Annotated in this window: 13 protein-coding genes, 1 pseudogene and 1 riboswitch; of the genes and pseudogenes, 10 read left to right on the forward strand and 4 right to left on the reverse strand. The window is 75.6% G+C overall.

Features of this window, described 5'->3' with window-relative positions:
- Nucleotides 1-29: 29 nt before the first annotated feature.
- Both AB0G08_RS21310 and AB0G08_RS21315 read left to right on the forward strand, forming a co-directional pair.
- On the forward strand, nt 30-1,028 hold the full coding sequence (locus AB0G08_RS21310; protein ID WP_358090565.1) for a trypsin-like serine protease: 999 nt from the start codon (nt 30-32) through the stop codon (nt 1,026-1,028).
- Between the two features lie 68 nt (nt 1,029-1,096).
- The gene (locus AB0G08_RS21315; RefSeq protein ID WP_358090569.1) at nt 1,097-1,567 is read left to right on the forward strand and encodes a dethiobiotin synthetase; all 471 of its coding nucleotides are present in this window, start codon (nt 1,097-1,099) and stop codon (nt 1,565-1,567) included.
- Between the two features lie 16 nt (nt 1,568-1,583).
- Here the strand turns inward: AB0G08_RS21315 and AB0G08_RS21320 are convergent, their stop codons facing one another.
- The 3 genes from AB0G08_RS21320 to AB0G08_RS21330 are packed head-to-tail and all read right to left on the reverse strand — an operon-like array spanning nt 1,584 to nt 4,816.
- Nucleotides 1,584-1,979 carry an MmcQ/YjbR family DNA-binding protein gene (locus tag AB0G08_RS21320; protein WP_358090572.1) on the reverse strand — a complete coding sequence of 132 codons (396 nt, stop codon included), beginning with the start codon at nt 1,977-1,979 and terminating at the stop codon, nt 1,584-1,586.
- Between the two features lie 9 nt (nt 1,980-1,988).
- Nucleotides 1,989-3,224, reverse strand: a complete 1,236-nt coding sequence (locus tag AB0G08_RS21325) for an MFS transporter (protein WP_358090576.1) — start codon at nt 3,222-3,224, stop codon at nt 1,989-1,991.
- Nucleotides 3,221-4,816: an AMP-binding protein gene (locus AB0G08_RS21330; protein ID WP_358090579.1), complete on the reverse strand. Its 1,596-nt coding sequence runs from the start codon at nt 4,814-4,816 to the stop codon at nt 3,221-3,223. The genes AB0G08_RS21325 and AB0G08_RS21330 overlap by 4 nt, the downstream gene beginning before the upstream one ends.
- A 297-nt stretch (nt 4,817-5,113) precedes the next feature.
- On the opposite strand from AB0G08_RS21330, the gene AB0G08_RS21335 reads away from it, so the two are divergent.
- From AB0G08_RS21335 to AB0G08_RS21365, 7 genes and pseudogenes are all read left to right on the forward strand, one after another.
- A complete protein-coding gene (locus AB0G08_RS21335; protein WP_358090642.1) occupies nt 5,114-6,391 on the forward strand; it encodes an SGNH/GDSL hydrolase family protein in 1,278 nt (425 codons plus the stop codon).
- A 65-nt stretch (nt 6,392-6,456) separates the two neighbouring features.
- A complete protein-coding gene (locus AB0G08_RS21340) occupies nt 6,457-7,677 on the forward strand; it encodes a cytochrome P450 (RefSeq protein ID WP_358090582.1) in 1,221 nt (406 codons plus the stop codon).
- Nucleotides 7,674-8,594 (forward strand): annotated as a pseudogene (locus AB0G08_RS21345) (alpha/beta hydrolase); the annotation flags it as partial. The gene AB0G08_RS21340 and the pseudogene AB0G08_RS21345, both read left to right, overlap by 4 nt.
- A 196-nt stretch (nt 8,595-8,790) precedes the next feature.
- Nucleotides 8,791-9,915 (forward strand): alpha-hydroxy acid oxidase, encoded by a 1,125-nt coding sequence (locus AB0G08_RS21350; protein WP_358090585.1) that lies wholly within the window; start codon nt 8,791-8,793, stop codon nt 9,913-9,915.
- Between the two features lie 3 nt (nt 9,916-9,918).
- Nucleotides 9,919-11,247: a PLP-dependent aminotransferase family protein gene (locus tag AB0G08_RS21355; RefSeq protein ID WP_358090589.1), complete on the forward strand. Its 1,329-nt coding sequence runs from the start codon at nt 9,919-9,921 to the stop codon at nt 11,245-11,247.
- Between the two features lie 67 nt (nt 11,248-11,314).
- Nucleotides 11,315-11,575: a hypothetical protein gene (locus tag AB0G08_RS21360; RefSeq protein ID WP_121398707.1), complete on the forward strand. Its 261-nt coding sequence runs from the start codon at nt 11,315-11,317 to the stop codon at nt 11,573-11,575.
- A 225-nt stretch (nt 11,576-11,800) separates the two neighbouring features.
- Nucleotides 11,801-13,483, forward strand: a complete 1,683-nt coding sequence (locus tag AB0G08_RS21365; RefSeq protein WP_358090592.1) for a ribulokinase — start codon at nt 11,801-11,803, stop codon at nt 13,481-13,483.
- Between the two features lie 51 nt (nt 13,484-13,534).
- On the opposite strand, the gene AB0G08_RS21370 is transcribed toward AB0G08_RS21365, so the two are convergent.
- Entirely contained in the window at nt 13,535-14,971 is a 1,437-nt protein-coding gene (locus tag AB0G08_RS21370; RefSeq protein WP_358090596.1) for a glycine hydroxymethyltransferase, read from the reverse strand.
- A 17-nt stretch (nt 14,972-14,988) separates the two neighbouring features.
- Nucleotides 14,989-15,078: riboswitch (ZMP/ZTP riboswitch) on the reverse strand.
- Nucleotides 15,079-15,250: 172 nt separating this feature from the next.
- Here AB0G08_RS21370 and AB0G08_RS21375 point away from each other — a divergent pair.
- Entirely contained in the window at nt 15,251-16,057 is an 807-nt protein-coding gene (locus AB0G08_RS21375; protein WP_358090599.1) for an SDR family NAD(P)-dependent oxidoreductase, read from the forward strand.
- Nucleotides 16,058-16,060 lie beyond the last annotated feature (3 nt).

Raw genomic sequence — 16,060 nt, forward strand, 5'->3', positions numbered from 1 at the left:
TACGCGTGAGACTCACCCGACGTGGTGTGATGTCCGCCGTCACCGTCGCTCTCCTCGGCGCCACCGTGGCCGTGTCACCGGCCCACGCCGCGCCCTCCGCCCTGACCGCCGAGCGGGCCGCCAGCCTCGCGGCCGGCCTCGGTCCCGACCGTACCGCCGGCTCCTACCTGGACGCCGCGTCGGGCCGTACCGTCGTCGCCGTCACCGACGAGCAGGCCGCCGCCACGGTCCGCGCCGCGGGCGGCGTCGCCCGCCTCGTCACCCACAGCGCCCGAGCCCTCCAGGCCGCCCAGTCCCGGGTGGACCTCGGGGTCACGGGCACCGCCCTCTGGGTGGACCCGGTCGGCAACCAGGTGGTCGTCGGCGTGGACAGCACGGTCGGCGCCGCCCATGCGGCGCGCATCCGCGCCGCGGTGGCCGCGGCCGGCGGCACGGCCCGGATCACCCCGCTCGCCGGCACGCTGAGCATGCGGATCTCCGGCGGCGACGCCATCTACGGCGGCGGCTACCGCTGCTCGCTCGGCTTCAACGTGCGCAGCGGCAGCACCTACTACTTCCTCACCGCCGGGCACTGCACCGACGCGGTCTCCGCCTGGTACGCCAACTCGGCGCAGAGCACCAAGCTCGGCGACCGCACCGGCACCAGCTTCCCGGGCAACGACTACGGCATCGTCCGCTACACCAACACCTCGATCGCCATCGACGGCTCGGTGGGTTCGCAGGACATCACCGCCGCCGGGAACGCGTCCGTCGGCCAGCAGGTGACCCGGCAGGGGAGCACCACCGGCACCCGCAGCGGCACGGTGACCGGCCTCAACGCCACCGTCCGCTACGCCGAGGGCACCGTCCGGGGCATGATCGCCACCAACGTCTGCGCCGAGCCCGGCGACAGCGGCGGCCCGCTCTACTCGGGCAGCACCGCCCTCGGGCTGACCTCCGGCGGCAGCGGCAACTGCCGCACCGGCGGCACCACCTTCTTCCAGCCGGTCACCGAGGCGCTCAGCCGATACGGCGTCTCCGTCTTCTGACCCGACCACCTCGTGGCTCCCCGGCGGCATCCGCCGGGGAGCCACGTCGCGTCGGGCATCATGGCGGCATGGTGCAGGTGGCGGTGTGCGGGCCGGCAACCGCGTCGGACGCCGAGCTGGCGCACGCCCGCCGGGTGGGCGAGCTGCTCGCCGAGCGGGGCGCGACCGTGCTCTGCGGAGGCGGCGGCGGGGTGATGTCCGCCGTCGCCGCCGGCGCCCGTTCCCGCGCCGGCCTGGTCATCGGCGTACGCCCCGACGACGGCACCGCCCCCGGCCCGGCGGCCGACGTGTCGGCCACGGTCGTGACCAACATGGGGCAGGCCCGCAACGCGATCCTGGTCTGGAGCGCCGACGCGGTGATCGCGGTCGGCGGCTCCTGGGGGACGCTCTCCGAGGTGGCCCTGGCCATGCGGCGCGGCGGCGTCCCGGTGGTGGTGCTCGGCGGCTGGCGGATCCTCGACGCCACCGGCGCCCCCGTTCCCGGCCTGTCGCACGTGTCCACCCCGGAGGAGGCCGTCGCGGCGGCGCTGCCGGGCTGACGTCGCCCCGCCCGGGCTACGCCTGCCGCCCCGCCCGGTACGCCGCCGCGAGCCGCTTCGGCGCCCGGTCCTGCCACGCCTCGACGACGAGCTCGGCCAGCTCGTCGGGGTCGATCCGGTCCAGCCGGACCAGGACCGCCGGGTAGCCGTCGAAGTGCGCGGTGGTGAAGTAGACGGCGGGGTCGTCGGCGAGCAGCGCCTCCTTCGCCCCCAGGTCCGGCACCCGCACGCCGAGGACCGGCCCGTCCGGCGCGGCGTCGCCGAGGGCGTCGAGGTCGGCGCGGCGCAGCGGCCGCTCCCAGACGAACGCCCTGCCGCGGACCTTCCACGCCGGCGCCCCCTGGTAGGACGGGTGCTCGCCCGCCTCCGGCAGAGCCAGCGCGATCCGGCGGACGTCCTCCCACGTGGCCATGCCCCGACCCTACGCCCGACCCACGACACCCGGCGCCCGCTCGGGCGGCGCGGTCGTGGGCCGGGGGCGCAGCCCGGGCAGGAGCGGCAGCAGGGTCACGACGAGGCAGAACGCCGCCATGGCCAGCAGGGCGGCGACGAGGCCGAACGCGGTCGCCGACCAGCCGCCCAGCAGCGCGCCCAGCGGCAGGCCCGCGAACGCCAGCGACCCGGCCAGCCCGATCACCCGGGTCTGCAGCTCGGGGGGCACCCGCTCGTAGATCGCCACCCCGAGCAGCGGGTTGACCGCCGCGATGCCGATGCCGGACACGAACGTCACCGCGAGCACCACCGCCAGCTCCTCGCTCAGCGCGAGGACCAGCAGCCGCGGGGCGCCGCTGAGTGCCGCACCGACCACGAAGGTCAGGTACCGGGGCAGCCGGGGACCGTACGCCGCGAAGAGCAGGTTGCCCAGCAGCGCGCCGGCCGAGAACGCCCCGAGCACCAGGCCCAGCCCGGCGGGGCTGCGCAGCACGTCGGCCACCCAGAGCGGGATGTAGACCGCGACGCTCGCGTTGACCACCATGTTCAGCGCCGAGATCACCAGCAGCATGGTCAGCAGCATCCGGTCGCGGCCCAGGTGGCGGAACCCGCCCGCGAGCGCGCGCAGGTATCCCTCCGGCGCCGCCGGTCCCGCCGGGGCGGCCGGCGGCCGGACCAGCAGGCCGACCAGCAGGGCGCAGGCGGCGAAGCTCGCGGCGTCGATGAGGAGCGCCTGCGTCACCCCGAACCACCAGACGAGCAGCCCGCCCAGGCCCGCGCCGAGCAGGGTGACCAGCCGGCCGAGGCCGTCGTAGACGGAGGTCAGCCGGATCAGCCGGACCCCGGCGGCCTCGGCGGCCGGGCGGAACATCACGTGCTTGACCCGGTCGCCGACGCCCCGCAACGCGCCCACGAGGGCGACCAGGGCGACCAGCGCGCCGAAGCCGAGCCAGGGGGCGAGGGCCACCGCCACCATCAGAGCGGCGCTGCCGGCGTCGGCCAGGATCGAGGTGCGGCGCAGCCCGATCCGGTCCGCCCAGGGTGTGCCCAGGGCGCTGGAGAGCAGGTAGGGCAGCGTCTCGGCGGCGGCCACCGCGCCCATCTTCGCCGGGCTGCCGGTGGTCTCCAGCACCAGCCAGGGGATGGCCACCACCGAGATCCGGCTGCCCAGGTTGGAGATCAGGTCGGCGGCGACCAGGACGGTCAGCTCCCGCCGGGAGGTCACGCCAGGCTGCCGATCGACGCCTCCGGGTGCTCGACCGACGACGGGTGGTCCGCGGCGTAGCGGGCCCGCAGCGCGCGCTTGTCCACCTTGGCGGAGCGGTTGAGCGGCAGCCGGTCGACGAACTGCACCCCGCCCGGCGCCCAGGTGTCGCTGAGCTCGGCGGTGACCAGGTCGATCAGCTCCCCGGCGGTTACCGTCGCGCCGGGTGCCGGCACGACGTAGGCGTACGGCAGTTCGCCGGCCGCCTCGTCCGGCACGCCGATCACGGCCGCCGCCCGCACCTGCGGGTGCCCGGCCAGGACGTCCTCGATCGGGCGGGAGTGGATCGGCCAGCTGCGCCGCCGGGTGAGGATCCGGTCCTGCAACCGGTCGACGAGGTAGAGGTAGCCGTCGGCGTCGAGGTGCCCGACGTCGCGGGTGCGGACCCAGCCGTCGACCAGCGTCTCGGCGGTCAGCTCGGGCTGGCCGTGGTAGCCGGCGAAGCGCAGGTCGGTGTGCACCCACACCTCGCCGTCGGAGCCGGGGGGCAGCACGGTGCCGTCCTCGGCGCGGATCTCGACGCGCACGTCGCCGTACGGCCGGCCGCAGGAGCGCAGCCGCTCCGGGTGCTCCGGGTCGTCGGTGAGCCCCGGCAGGGCGGTGACCACGACGGCCTCGCTGAGGCCGTACACGATGCGCAGCACCGGGCCGAAGCGGGCGATCGCCTGGCGCAGCCGGGCGGGCGCGGCGGGGCCGGCGCCCACGTTGAACATGAACATGGCGGAGAAGTCCGCGCCGGCCAGGGCGGGGTGGTCGAGCACCTCGTAGAGCATCGGCGGGGTGACGAAGGTCGAGTTGATCCGCTCCCGGTCGACGGTGTCGATGAACCGGGCCGGATCCCAGCCGTCGCGCGGGAACAGCACCCCGCCGGTGAAGAGGTTGAACAGCGTGGTGATCTGGCCGCTGGCCAGCCACATCGGCGAGTGCGACAGGTGCCGCAGCGGCGGGTACCCGGCCGCGCGGAAGTCGGCGGCCAGGGCGAGGATCTGGGTGTAGAAGCTCTCCCGGTGGTGCACCAGCTTCGGGGTGCCGGTGGTCCCGCTGGTCTGCAGGAAGGACTCCGGCACCGGCACCTCGGCCGGCAGGTCGACCCCGGCGGCGCGCTCCGCCGCGGCGACGAGGTCCGGGCCCGCGCCGCCCGGGCCGAGGCAGAGCACGGGCACGCCGGGCAGCCCGGCGGCCAGCTCCGGGCCGAGGCCGGCCGGGTCCCGGGCGTCGTAGACGAACGCGTCGGGGCGGGCCAGCCGGACGAACTCGGTCACCTCCCGGCGGGAGGTGACCGGGGCGATCCACATCGTCCGGCAGCCCAGCAGGTGCAGGGCGAGCTGCACCAGCGGTCCCTCCACCGGGTTGCCGAGCGCGAGCAGCACCGCGTGCCCCGGCCGTACGCCGTGCCCGCGCAGCGCCGCCGCCAGCCCACGCACCTGCGCGGCGACGTCGGCGTAGCTGAGCCGGCGTCCGTCCCCGACCAGCGCCTCCCGGTCGCCGAAGCCCGCGAACAGCTCCAGCGCCCGGTGCACGTAGCCGGCCCGTCGCTCCGGTCGGTCGGTCATCCGACAGCCCCCTCGCGCAGAAGTGTGGCCGCGCCCCGGGCGGCCCGGGACGGCCGGCGGCCGGGCGACCGCGCCGCCGCCGTCCGTGAGCGTAGGGACCACCGGCTGTCACGGGACAGAGCCTGAACGGCGCTCCGGACGGACCGGAGGACATTTGATCACGTCGATCAGGTTGATTGACGGTCGCGAAACTGGGCGGCTAGGTTTCTGGACCATCGTCCAGGCGGTGCCGTCAGCGGACGGCCCTGGGCTGCCAACGATGGAGGTTCAATGTCGACCCCGAAGAGATGGCATGTCATCGCGTCCGCGGCCACCCTGCTCGTCGCCGGCACCCCGGCGATGGTGGCCAGCGCCGGACCGTCCGACGCCGAGGCTTCCCGCCACCAGCGGGCGGTCTGGGCGGGCAGCTGGGCGGCCGCGGTCACCCGGGGCAACGCGACCGGCCTGACCAACAACGGCCTCAACGACCAGAGCGTCCGGATGGTCGTGCACACCACGGTGGGCGGACCGCAGTTCCGGGTGCGACTGAGCAACATGTACGGCGAGCAGGCCGTCAAGGTCGGCCGCGCCACCGTCGCGAAGCCGAACACCGCGACCCCCGACGACCTGTCCGACATCGACACCTCGACCCTGCGGACGCTGACCTTCGGCGGCGCCACCTCGGCCACCATGAACCGGGGCGTCGAGCTGGTCAGCGACCCCGTCGCACTGCCGGTCGGCGACCAGCAGGACCTGGTGCTGACGGTGCACTTCCCGACCCCGACCGGGCCGGTGACCTTCCACGGCCAGTCCCGGCAGACCAACTTCATCGGCGCCACGGACCTCACCTCCGCCGCCGGCGGGGCCGGGTTCACGATCCGGCCCAACTGCTGCTGGTTCTTCCTCTCCGGCATCGACGTGCAGCGCCGGCACAGCCCGGGCTCGGTGGTGGTCTTCGGCGACTCCATCGCCGACGGCAACGGCAGCACCGTCAACGCCAACAAGCGCTGGCCCGACCTGCTCGCCGACCGGCTCCTCGACGCCCGCCCGGACGTCCGCACGCCGGGCGTGCTCAACCTCAGCCTCGCCGGCAACCGGCTCAACCACGAGGGCCCCGAGCCCGGGGCGGGCGGCTTCCCCGGCTACCACGAACTCGGCCCCAACGCCCTGGCCCGGCTCGACGAGGACGTCTTCGCGCAGACCGACGCCCGGACCGTGATCACCCACCTCGGCATCAACGACATCTGGATGTCCGGCGACTCCGCCGAGCAGATCATCGCCTCGCTGCGGCAGGTCAACCAGCAGGTGAAGGCGCGCGGCCTGCGCAGCCTGGTGTCGACGCTCACCCCGTACGAGGGGCACGGCAACCCGGGGGTGTGGACGCCCGAGAAGGAGGCCACCCGGCAGGCCGTGAACGCGTACCTGCGCGGCAGCGACGAGTTCGACGGGCTGCTCGACTTCGACCGGGTGCTGCGCGATCCGGCGCAGCCGAGCCGGCTGCTGCCCGCGTACGACTCGGGGGACCACATCCACCCGAACGACGCCGGCAACCAGGCACTGGCCGACGCCGTGCCGCTGCGACTGCTGGGCCTGTGACCTCGGCGCGGGCGGCGGGCGATCCCGCCGCCCGCCGCACCGTCGATGGGGGAGACCGAACGAGGATGGACGTCACCCAGCTGCTGACCCGGCTCTACAGCGACGAGGGCCGGCAGGACCCGTACCCCTGCTACGCCGCCCTGCACGCTCTGGGGCCGGTCAGCCCGGTGCCGGCGCGCGCCGAGCACCGCTCGGTCGACGCCGTGGCCGTCGGCTACGACCTCGTCAGCCAGGTGCTGCGCGACCCGCAGTGGTACAAGCAGGCCCCGCCGGGCTGGCAGGAGCAGGAGGTGCTGCGCACCCTGCAGACCTCGATGATGTTCGTCAACCCGCCGGAGCACACCCGGATGCGGGCGGTGTTCGCGAAGACGTTCACCCCGCGCCGGCTGGGCGCGCTGGAGCCGACCGTGCACCGGGTCGTCGACGGGCTGCTGGACCGGATGGCCGACGCCGGGGACGCCGCCCTCGACTTCGTCGCGGAGTTCGCGTACCCGCTGCCGGCCCTGGTGATGGCGGAGTTCATCGGCATTCCCGCCGGGGAGCTGGACTTCTACCGGCAGCGGGTGGAGCGGATCGACGACTTCCTGGACGTGGCGGGCAAGACCCCGCAGCGCCTCGCCGCCGCCAACACCGCCGCCGCCGAGCTGCGCGACTTCTACACGGAGCTGATCGCGCACCGGCGCCGGCGGCCGGCTGAGGACCTGATCAGCGCGCTGGTGGAGGCGGTCGATTCCGGCGACGTGGAGCTGGCCGCCGACGAGCTGGTCAGCAACCTGATCGTGCTGTTCAACGCCGCCTTCGTCACCACCGTCTACATGTTCGGCAACGGGCTGCCGCTGCTGCTGGCCCACCCCGACGTGGCCGCCGCGCTGCCCGGCGACGACGCGCTGACCCGGGGCGCGGTCGACGAGATCCTGCGGCTGGAGGCCCCCGTGCACTTCCTGGCCCGGGCCGCGCCCCGCGACACCGAGGTCGGCGGGGTGCCGGTCGGGCGGGACCGCAACGTGCTGCTGATCCTCGCCGCCGCCAACCGCGACCCGGCCCGCTTTCCCGACCCGGCCCGCTTCGACCCGCGCCGGAGCGGCCCGCCGTCGCTGGCCTTCGGCGCCGGCCTGCACTTCTGCCTCGGCGCCGCGGTGTCCCGGCTGGAGGGCCGGCTCGCGCTGCCCAGGCTGCTGGCCCGTTTCCCCGGGCTCACCGTCGCCGAGGCGCCGACGTACAGCGGCAGCCTCTTCCTGCGCGGCGTCGACAAGCTGGCCGTGCACACCCGAGGAGGGCCCGCGTGAGCGTCCATCCGCAGGTGGCGGCGTACCGGGCCGCCCGCGAGGCGGCCGGCAGCCCGCCGCTCTACACCCAGACCCTGGCCGAGGCCCGCGCCGCCGACCTCGCCGCGATCCGCGCCGGCGGCGGCGCGGTCGAGCCGGTGCACGAGGTACGCGACACGCGCGTGCCCGGCCCGGCGGGCGACCTGCCGGTGCGGATCCACCGACCGGCGGGGGAGGGGCCACTGCCCACCCTCGTCTACTTCTTCGGCGGCGGCTGGACGCTGGGCAGCGTCGACACCGCCGACGGCATCTGCCGGCGGCTGGCCAACGCGGTGCCCTGCCAGGTGGTCACCGTCGGCTACCGGCTGGCCCCGGAGCACCCCTTCCCCGCCGCCGTGCACGACTGCCACGCGGCCACGCGGTGGATCGCCGCGCACCCGGAGGAGTTCGGCGTCGACCCGCGGCGCGTGGCGGTCGGCGGCGACAGCGCCGGCGGCAACCTCGCCGCCGCCGTCACCCTGCTGGCCCGCGAGCGCGGCGGGCCGGGGCTCGCCGCCCAGTTGCTGGTGTACCCGAACACCGACCAGACCGGCGAACCCGACGGCGACGGCGAGGACCCGCTGCTGTTCAACCGCCGCTCGGTCGCCTGGTACCGGGGCCACTATCTCGCCGACCCCGCCGACGCGCGGCACCCGCTGGCGTCGCCGCTGCTCGCCGCGGACCTGACCGGCCTGCCGCCGGCGCTGGTGATCACCGCCGAGCACGACCCGCTGCGCGCCGAGGGGGAGCGGTACGCGCAGCGGCTGCGCGACGCCGGCGTGCCCACCACCCACACCCGGTACGCGGGCATGATCCACGGCTTCTTCGCCATGCCCGGGGCGTTCGACGACGGCGGGCGCGCCCAGGACCAGGCCGCCGCGTTCCTGCGCGGCCGGTTCGGCGCGGCGGCCAGCGGCGCGACGGGTGACGGTGCGGCGGGCGGCGGTGCGACGGGCGACGGCATGGCGGCGAACGGTGCGACGGGTGACGGCGCGGCGGCCAACGGCGCGACGGGTGACGGCGCGGCGGGCGGCGGACCGGCCGGCGGCGGGGCGACCGCCAGCGGGGCGGTGCCGGTGGGAAGGGAGACTGGCGATGGTTGAGGGCGTGCTGCCGAAGTCGGACCTGCCGGTGGCGCAGCCGTCGCCGGCCAGCCTGGCCGACTTCGCCGGGCCGGCCCGGGCGGCGCTGCCGCCCGACGTGTGGGACTACGTCGACGGCGGCAGCGGCGCCGAGACCACGCTCGCCGCCAACCGCCGCGCGCTGGACCGGGTGGCCGTGCTGCCCCGGGTGCTGCGTGGCGTGCACACCCCCCGCACCGAGGCGCGGCTGCTCGGCACCTCGTACGCCATGCCGGTGGCCGTGGCGCCCATGGCGTACCAGCGGCTGGTGCACCCCGACGGGGAGCTGGCGCTGGCCGCCGCCGCGGGCGCGGCCGGCGTGCCGTACGTGGCGAGCACCCTGAGCAGCGTGCCCATCGAGCAGATCGCGCAGACCGGCGCGACGGTCTGGTTCCAGCTCTACTGGCTGCGCGACCGGGGCTTGGTCGCCGACCTGCTGGACCGGGCGCACGCGGCGGGCTGCACCGCGCTGACGGTCACCGTGGACGTGCCGATCCTCGGCCCGCGGCGACGCGACGTGCGCAACGCGTTCGCCATCCCGCCGCACGTCGTGGCGGCCAACCTGCCGGCCGGCCGGGACGACCTCGCGCACACCGCCACCCCGGGGGTCTCCGCCATCGCCGCGCACACCGGCGACGTCTTCGCGCCCGCGCTGACCTGGGCGGACCTGGAGTGGCTGCGCGGCCGTACCGCCCTGCCGCTGGTGGTGAAGGGCGTGCTGGACCCGCGCGACGCGGAGCTGGCGGTGGCCGCCGGCGCGGACGCCGTGGTGGTCTCCAACCACGGCGGCCGGCAGCTCGACGGCGCGCCGGCCACCGCCACCGTGCTGCCGGAGGTGGTGGCGGCGGTGGCCGACCGGTGCGAGGTGCTGCTGGACAGCGGCGTGCGCGACGGCGTCGACGTGCTGCGCGCGCTCGCCCTCGGCGCGCGGGGCGTCCTGGTCGGGCGGCCGATGCTGTGGGCGCTCGCGGCCGGCGGCCGGGCCGGGGCGCGCACGGCGCTGGCGCTGCTGGCCGGCGAGTTCCGCGACGCCCTGGCGCTGGCCGGCTGCGCCGATCCGGAGGCCGCCCGCGAGCTGCGCGTGCTGAGGGAGGGCTGAGCGGTGGCCGATCCGGTGGACCTGCACGTCGCCGACCTGCACCCGGCGGTCGACGACCCCGCGCTGAACTCGATGAACTTCCTCAACGAGGTGGCCCAGCACTACCCCGACGCGGTGTCGCTGGCGGCCGGCCGGCCGTACGAGGAGTTCTTCGACGTCGCGGCGCTGCACCGGCACCTGGAGACGTTCCGCCGGCACCTGGCCGACGACCTCGGGCAGAGCCCCGCGCAGGTGCACCGGACGCTGTTCCAGTACGGCCGCACCAAGGGCATCGCGCACCACCTCGTCGCCCGCAACCTCGCCGTCGACGAGGGCGTCACGGTCGACCCGGAGGCGATCGTGGTGACCGTCGGCTGCCAGGAGGCGATGTTCCTGGTGCTGCGGGCGCTGCGGGCCGACCCGCGCGACGTGCTGCTCGCCGTCGCGCCGACGTACGTGGGGCTGACCGGCGCCGCCCGGCTGCTGGACCTGCCGGTGCGACCGGTGGCCGGCGGCCCGGCCGGCATCGACCTGGCCGACCTGCGCGAGCAGGTGCGCCTGGCCCGGGCGGCGGGGCTGCGCCCGCGCGCCTGCTACGTGATGCCGGACTTCGCCAACCCGTCCGGGACCAGCATCGGCCTGGCCGACCGGCGGCGGCTGCTCGACCTGGCCGCCGAGGAGGACCTGCTGCTGCTGGAGGACAACCCGTACGGTCTCTTCCCCGCGGGGGACGCCGGGCGGCTGCCCACGCTCAAGGCGCTGGACACCGCGCGGCGGGTGGTCTACCTGGGCTCGTTCGCCAAGACGGTGCTGCCCGGCGCCCGGGTGGGCTACGTGGTCGCCGACCAGCGCGTCGCCGGCGCCGACGGCACGGTGGGCCTGCTCGCCGACCAGCTCGCCAAGATCAAGAGCATGGTCACGGTGAACACCTCGGCGATCGCCCAGGCGGTGGTCGGCGGGGCGCTGCTGGAGCACGGGTGCAGCCTCGTGGCGGCCACCGTCCGGGAACGGGCCGCGTACGGCCGCAACCTGCGCCACCTGGTCGACGGCCTGGCCCGGCGCTTCCCGGCGGAGACCTCGCCGGTGCGGTGGACCGTGCCGGCCGGCGGGTTCTTCGTCGTGGTCACCGTGCCGTTCGCCGTCGACGACGCCCTGCTGCACCGCTCCGCCCGCGAGTACGGGCTGCTCTGGACGCCGATGGCGCACTTCTACGACGACGGCGCCCCGGTGGACGCGCTGCGGCTGTCGGTCAGCGCGGTCACCCCGGAGCAGATCGACCTCGGGCTGGACCGGCTGGCCGCGCTGGTGGCCGACGAGACGGCCCGACGGGCGGCGACCGCCGGCGTGGGATGACACACCGCGTTCACCGCACGGCAAAGGGCGACTGCCCGTGTTCCGCCGTCCTGGGTGGACACTCATAATGGACGCCATGGTCGCCTGGGAGTACGCGTTGCTGGTCCGCCGTTATCAGGGGCAGGGCCGCAACTTCCATGTCAGCTTCATCTGGTACGGCCCGGACGGGTCGCGCCGGGACATCACCGCGTACGGCGACACGGCGATCGCGCACCTCAACCGGGCCGGCCGGGAGGGCTGGGAACTGGTCTCCGCCGCCGAGGACGTGAACAACGTCCAGGGCAGCACCGAGGTGCACCGCTACCACCTGAAGCGGCCCGTCGCCTGAGGCCGCGGCCCGTCTCCTCCGGCCCGCCGCCCGGGGTCCGCCCCGGGTGAGGCTCGGGCCCGCCCCGGGTCCGGTTCGCACGACGCCGCCCCGGCGCCGGTTCGTACCACGCCGCCACCCGTCGGCGGCGTGCCGGGCGCGCGGCGTTGTTGCTAGCGTTCCTCCCGCCGTCGCCGACCGGCCGCCCGCCCGGGGCACCGACGCCGCGCGGCGGGAGGAGGAGCCGTGGCGGCAGCAGGAGACGCGGCGCGGCCGGCGGCCGGGTCACCCCGGTTCGTCGTGGGCGTCGACTTCGGCACCCTCTCCGGCCGGGCGGTCGTGGTCGACGTCGCCGACGGCGCCGTGCGGGGCGAGGCCGTCCACCCGTACCGGCACGGGGTGATCACCGAGCGGCTGCCCGACGGGACGCCGCTGCCGCCGGACTGGGCGTTGCAGCACCCCGACGACCACCGCGAGGTGCTCCGCGTCGCGGTGCCCGCCGCGCTGCGCGCCGCCGGGGTGCGGGCCGAGGACGTGTGCGGCGTCGGCGTCGACGCCACCTCCTGCACGATGCTGCCCGCCCTCGCCGACGGCACCCCGCTCTGCGAGCTGCCCGACCTGGCCGGCCGGCCGCACGCGTACCCGAAGCTGTGGAAGCACCACGCCGCCCAGCGGCAGGCCGCCCGGATCAACGACGTCGCCGCCGCCCGCGGCGAGCGCTGGCTGCCCCGCTACGGCGGCCGGGTCTCCGCCGAGTGGCAGCTCGCCAAGGCGCTGGAGGTGCTCCAGGAGGATCCGGCGCTCTTCGACCGGGCGGAGCGCTTCATCGAGACCGCGGACTGGCTGGTCTGGCAGCTCTGCGGCCGGGAGACCCGCAACGTCTCCGCCGCCGGCTACAAGGGGCTGCGGCAGGACGGGCGGTACCCGTCGGCGGAGTTCCTGCGCGCCCTGCACCCCCGCCTCGACGGGCTGCTGTCCCGCGTCGACGGCCCGCTCGTGCCGACGGGCGCCCGGGCCGGCGGGCTGACCGCCGCGGCCGCCGCGTGGACCGGGCTGCCGGTCGGCATAGCCGTCGCGGCGGGCGCCATCGACGCGCACGTCACCGCTGCGGCGGCCCGCGCGGTCGAGCCCGGCCGGATGCTGGCGGTGCTCGGCACCTCCACCTGCCTGATCATGAACGCGGAGACGTACCGCGAGGTGCCCGGCGTCTGCGGCGTGGTCGACGGGGGCGTCACCACCGGGGCCTGGGGCTACGAGGCGGGACAGAGCGGGGTCGGCGACATCTTCGCCTGGTACGCCCGCAACGCCCTGCCGGCCGGCTACGCCGACGAGGCGCGTCGCCGGGGGCTGAGCCCGTACGAGCTGCTGGACACCCTCGCTGCGGACCAGCCGGTGGGCGGGCACGGGCTGCTGGCCCTGGACTGGCACAGTGGCAACCGCTCGGTGCTGATGGACCACGAGCTGAGCGGCGTGCTGGTCGGGCTGACCCTGGCCACCCGGCCCGAGGAGATCTGGCGGGCGCTGCTGGAGGCCACCGCCTTCGGCGCCCGGACCGTCGTCGACGCCTTCACCGCCGCCGGGGTGAGCGTCGACGAGCTGACCGTGGCCGGCGGGCTGACCCGCAACCGGTTGCTGCTGCGCATCTACGCCGACGTGCTCGGCCGGCCGCTGCACGTGGTCGACTCCGCGCACCCGGCGGCGCTGGGCGCGGCCATCCACGCGGCGGTCGCCGCCGGGGCGTACCCGGACGTGCCGGCCGCCTCGGCGGCGATGGGTGCCGCCCGGCGCGAGACCTGGCATCCCGACCCGGCCCGGGCGGCGGCCTACGACGAGCTGTACGCCGACTACCGCGCCCTGCACGACCACTTCGGCCGGGGCGGCACCGACGTCCTGCACCGCCTCCGCGCCCTCCGCCACCGCCCCCACTGACCTCCCACGCCCCCGCCCGGTCGGGCCGGGCGGGGGCGTCGGGTGGAGCGGTCAGCCGAGGTCGACGGCCGGGTAGAGCGGGAAGCCGCTCAGCAGGTCGCTGGCCTGCTTGGCGACCCGGTCGGCGACGGCCGCGTCGAGGACGTACTTGGCCCTGGACGCGGTGCCGTCCGGGTTGGCGCCCGGCTTGGTCTGGCTGAGCACGGTGTGGATCAGCTCGGCCGTCTCGTCCATCTGTGCGGTGCCCAGCCCCCGGCTGGTCAACGCCGGGGTGCCGACCCGGATGCCCGAGGTGTACCAGGCGCCGTTCGGGTCCTGCGGCACGGAGTTGCGGTTGGTGACGATGCCCGAGTCGAGCAGCGCCTGCTCGGCCTGCCGGCCGGTCAGCCCGTAGCCGGAGACGTCGATCAGCACCAGGTGGTTGTCGGTGCCGCCGGTGACGAGCTTGCCGCCGCGCCGCAGCAGCCCCTCGGCGAGCGCCTGGGCGTTGTCGACGATGCGCTGGGCGTAGTCGGCGAAGTCGGGGCGGCGCGCCTCGGCGAGGGCGACGGCCTTGGCGGCCATCACGTGCGGCAGCGGGCCGCCGAGCACCATCGGGCAGCCCCGGTCGACCTGGTCGGCCAGCTCGGGCTGGCAGAGCACCATGCCGCCGCGCGGGCCGCGCAGCGACTTGTGCGTGGTGGTGGTGACGATGTGCGCGTGCGGCACCGGGTCGAAGTCGCCGGTGAAGACCTTCCCGGCGACCAGGCCGGCGAAGTGCGCCATGTCGACCATGAAGGTGGCGCCGACGGAGTCGGCGATCTCCCGCATGATCCGGAAGTTGACCTTCCGCGGGTACGCCGAGTAGCCCGCGACCAGGATCAGCGGCTTGAACTCGCGGGCGGCCTCGGCGACCTTGTCGTAGTCCACGAGGCCGGTGACCGGGTCCGTGCCGTAGCTGCGCTGGTCGAACATCTTGCCGGAGATGTTCGGCCGGAACCCGTGGGTGAGGTGGCCGCCGGCGTCCAGCGACATGCCGAGCATCCGCTGGTTGCCCAGCTCCCGGCGCAGCGCGAACCAGTCCGCCTCGGTGAGGTCGTTGACCTGCCGCACCTGGGCCTTCTTCAGCGCGGGCGACTCCACCCGGTCGGCCAGGATCGCCCAGAACGCGACCAGGTTGGCGTCGATCCCGGAGTGCGGCTGCACGTACGCGTGGGCGGCGCCGAACAGCTCCCGGGCGTGCTCGGCGGCGAGCGCCTCGACGGTGTCGACGTTCTGGCAGCCCGCGTAGAAGCGGCGGCCGACGGTGCCCTCGGCGTACTTGTCGCTGAACCAGTTGCCCATGGTCAGCAGGGTCGCGGGGGAGGCGTAGTTCTCGCTGGCGATGAGCTTGAGCGACTCGCGCTGGTCGGCGAGCTCGGCGCCGATGGCGTCGGCCACCCGCGGCTCGACGGCGCGGATCACCTCGAGGGCGCTGCGGAAGGCGGTGGATTCGGCGTTCAGCGACATGCGACCTCCAGTGACGTGCGGAAGGCCCAGGCGCTCGGCATGCGTCCTCATGACGGGACCGCTTCCCGATGGTTCTCCATCCCTACGCGCCAGTCACGGCCCGTGCCGATCCTACCGGGTCGGCCCCGGCGGTTCCCGGCCCACCTCGCCCGGGTGGTGGGCCCCGGCGAGGTGGGCGGGCGCCGACGGCGGGATTAACCGACCCGGACCGGGGCACAGCACACCCGGAGCGGCCACGGTGCGCGCGGACCGCCCGCCGACGAGGGGAGTGACGAGCAGATGACCACATCGGGCACGGACCGGCCGTTCGCCGTGGTGACCGGCGCGTCCAGCGGCATCGGGTACGAGCTGGCGGTCCAGTTCGTCGAGCACGGGTACGACCTGGTGGTCGCCGCCGAGGACGACGGGATCGCCACGGCGGCCCAGCGGCTGCGCCGCGACGGCGGGCCGCGGGTGCACCCCGTCCGGGTCGACCTGACCCGCGCCGAGGGGGTCGAGGAGCTGGCGGCGGCGGTGGCCGGGACCGGCCGGCCGGTCGACGCGCTGGCGCTCAACGCCGGGCGGGGCGCCGGCGGGGAGTTCGTCGGGGGCACCGCGCTCGCGGACGAGCTGGCCGTCGTCGACCTGAACGTGCGCTCGCCGGTGCACCTGGCCAAGCTGCTGCTGCCCGGCATGGTGCGGCGCGGCGCCGGCCGGGTCCTGTTCACCTCGTCGATCGCCGCCACCATGCCGGGCCCCTTCCAGGCCGTCTACAACGCCTCGAAGTCGTTCGTGCAGTCCTTCGCGGAGGCGCTGCGCAACGAGCTGAAGGAGACCGGCGTGACGGTGACCTCGCTGATGCCGGGGCCGACCGACACGGAGTTCTTCAGCCGTGCCGAGATGGAGGACACCCGGGTCGGCTCGGGGCGCAAGGACGACCCGCGCACCGTGGCCGAGCAGGGTTTCGCGGCGATGATGCGCGGCGACCAGACGGTGACCGCGGGCTCGCTGCTCAACAAGGTGCAGACCGCCGCCGGCAAGATCGTCCCGGACAAGCTCAAGGCGGCGCAGCACCGCAGGATGGCCGAGCCGGGCTCCGGCAGCTGATCG

The organism is Micromonospora sp. NPDC023644 (assembly GCF_040640115.1).
Taxonomy (GTDB): Bacteria; Actinomycetota; Actinomycetes; order Mycobacteriales; family Micromonosporaceae; genus Micromonospora.